At 37.6% G+C, this 2,481-nt stretch carries 2 protein-coding genes; one reads left to right on the top strand and one right to left on the bottom strand.

The genetic code is table 11. The annotated features are described in order from the left end of the window. Positions 1-308: 308 nt before the first annotated feature. Positions 309-1,877, bottom strand: coding sequence for an IS1182 family transposase (locus tag OQ279_RS18295; protein ID WP_066441986.1), 1,569 nt, complete (start codon positions 1,875-1,877; stop codon positions 309-311). A gap of 424 nt (positions 1,878-2,301) precedes the next feature. Between OQ279_RS18295 and OQ279_RS18290 the strand changes: the two genes are divergently transcribed. Next, the coding region (locus tag OQ279_RS18290; RefSeq protein ID WP_266071308.1) for a hypothetical protein at positions 2,302-2,481 on the top strand (180 nt) is incomplete at its 3' end.

The following is a 2,481-nucleotide window of genomic DNA, read 5'->3' as shown; positions in this document are numbered from 1 at the left end:
ATGAGAAAACACTTTGCATATTCACTTCAGGATAGTGGATATTCGGCTGATTGATATATAGAAGCGGTTCTTTTTTATCCTTAGCAAGCATAAACTTCCCTCCTTCTTTCACTCATTCATCGTATTATATGTATGCTGAAACTAGGCGTTCTTTTCCACTTAAAAATTTCTTCAAGTTTTAAAGTGTTAATTATCGGTTAAATGTAAAAAAGAGGCTGGGACAAATAGTCTCAGTCAATGAAAAAAAGTGAAATCGCTCGTCGATTTCACTTTTTTCTTATGTATTTTGGTCTTAGGTAGGCAAGATCTTACGCTCTTGCCGCAGATTTTCTTATATTCACGGCCATTAACGCGAGGCCGATTTCGTTATCGACTTTTGATTGACCGCGAACCGAAAACCGAGTGAAACCCAAATTAGCCTTCAAGAATCCAAAAACTGGCTCCACGTCTGTTTTGCGTTGACGGTAAATGGCAGCCGTTTCTTCTTCCGAAAGCTTTGTCTTTACATATTCTTTTTGCTGTTCCCATTTCTCGTTGATCATGAGTTTACGATTTGTACCTACTTGTGCTTTTGTACAAAACGATCGCAATGGGCAGTCTGAACAGTCCTCGCATTCATAAACCTTTAATTGTCGCTTGTAACCACTTTTATCGGAACGAGTTGAATGGTATTGAAACATGACCTTTTTGTCATTCGGACAAGTGAACGTATCACTTTCCTTATCATACTCCCAGTTACTTGTTTTGAAGGGATCTTGTTTGAACTTTTTCTTTTGCTCATTTAAGTAGTGATTATACGTAATAAGCGGTGTACAGCTGCGTTTTGTCAAAATGTCATCATAATTTTGTTCGCTTCCATAACCGGCATCTGCCACAATGTATTTCGGCAACGAAAAGAATTCCTGTTCAATTCGGTCAAGAAAGGGGATTAATGTTTTGGTATCCGTCGGGTTTGGAAACACATCATAAGCCAGTGCGTATTGTCCTTCTGTCGCGATTTGTACATTATAGCCAGCCTTTAATTGTCCGTTTTGCATATAGTCATCTTTCATTCGCATGAAAGTTGCATCCTGATCCGTTTTTGAATAGCTGTTTCTTGTGCCAAACATGTTAAAATCCTTTTCATACTTCTGTTTGCGGGCAATCCAATCGTTCAGTTGTTTTACCATTTGTTTTGGTGACTTCCGTTCACTCCGAAGCTGTTTACGCTCTTCTGCATCATCAGAGCTCTCAATTTTTTGTGTATAATCATCGACTACTTCATCTAGTTGTTTGGCGACTTGCTTTAACTCTTCAATCGAAAGCTGTTCTTCATTCTCTCTTTTTATTTCAGGAATGATTTCATTTTCAAGGAGCTGGCTGTATAACTGATTAGACTTTTCAATGAGATTGGCATGGAATTTTTCAATGGCTTTCTTCCATACAAACGTGAATTTATTAGCGTTCGCCTCAATTTTTGTGCCATCAATAAAGATCGCTTCTTGATCAATCAGGTTCTCCTGAACCAGCTGACATCGGAATTGGACGAAACATTGGCGTATTAATTCTTTCATTTCGGGGTGTACACGGAACCGGTTGATCGTGCGGTAGCTTGGCTCATATCCTTGTGCGAGCCACATCATGCGGATACTATCTTTCAATAATCCTTCTATTTTACGACCAGAGAAAGTAGATTGCGTGTAGCCGCATAAAATAATTTTCAGCATCATGCGTGGATGATAGGATGGACAGCCAGTCTGTCGGCTAAAGGAATGAAAAGCTTCTTGAGGAATACTTTCGACTAAATGATGGATGGAAAAGGCGATATCATTTTCTTGTAATTTCACTGCTAAATCTAAAGGCAAAATAATTTGATTCATGTTATAATCTTTAAACATAAGGACCCTTCTTTCTGATTGAATTTGTTGTGGTGACTTTATTTTATCAGAAGTGGTCCTTATGTTTATTGAAGAAGAAATAAAAGCCGGTGGAAATTTTACTCGTCGTAAAATTTCACCGGCTTTTTCATCTTAGAAATCTGTTTTGTCCCAGCCTGATTCTTTTTAGAAGCTTCTTAATTCGAGAATCCGATGATGCTTAACAACACTCTACAAAGCCCACCAACCCAAGAGTGTCATTGTACAGCGTCCTACAAAGGTATGAGAACGAACATTCCTTCAAAGCGTTATCTTAAAATATAAAAGCATTTTTTATATGAAAAAGTAAATTAGTTAGCTTTACATTGATTAAACCATTTGTTCGTTTGTGCTATCATAAACTTGAAGGTATTGTAAAATTTCTAGGCATATTGACAGGAGTGAAATGATGGGCAGTGTAGACGTACAGGCGGTGCTAAAAGCTTGGGGTTTAGTTGAAGCTATGGCTCCAGGAGAGGTTTCTGGAAAGAAAGCCGAATATAAAAAAGATTATTTTAAAAATAACGAGTCACGTAAACGAACTCGTAAGATAGAAAATTATAAAAAACCTTGGGTAAATAACCAA

This window comes from Salinimicrobium profundisediminis, from assembly GCF_026241755.1.
GTDB lineage: Bacteria > Bacteroidota > Bacteroidia > Flavobacteriales > Flavobacteriaceae > Salinimicrobium > Salinimicrobium profundisediminis.
This window is presented reverse-complemented; position numbering and strand designations above follow the sequence as displayed.

Excerpts from the sequence above, each read along its gene's own strand:
- OQ279_RS18295 (WP_066441986.1), bottom strand. The coding sequence starts at position 1,877 with ATGTTTAAAGATTATAACATGAATCAAATTATTTTGCCTTTAGATTTA.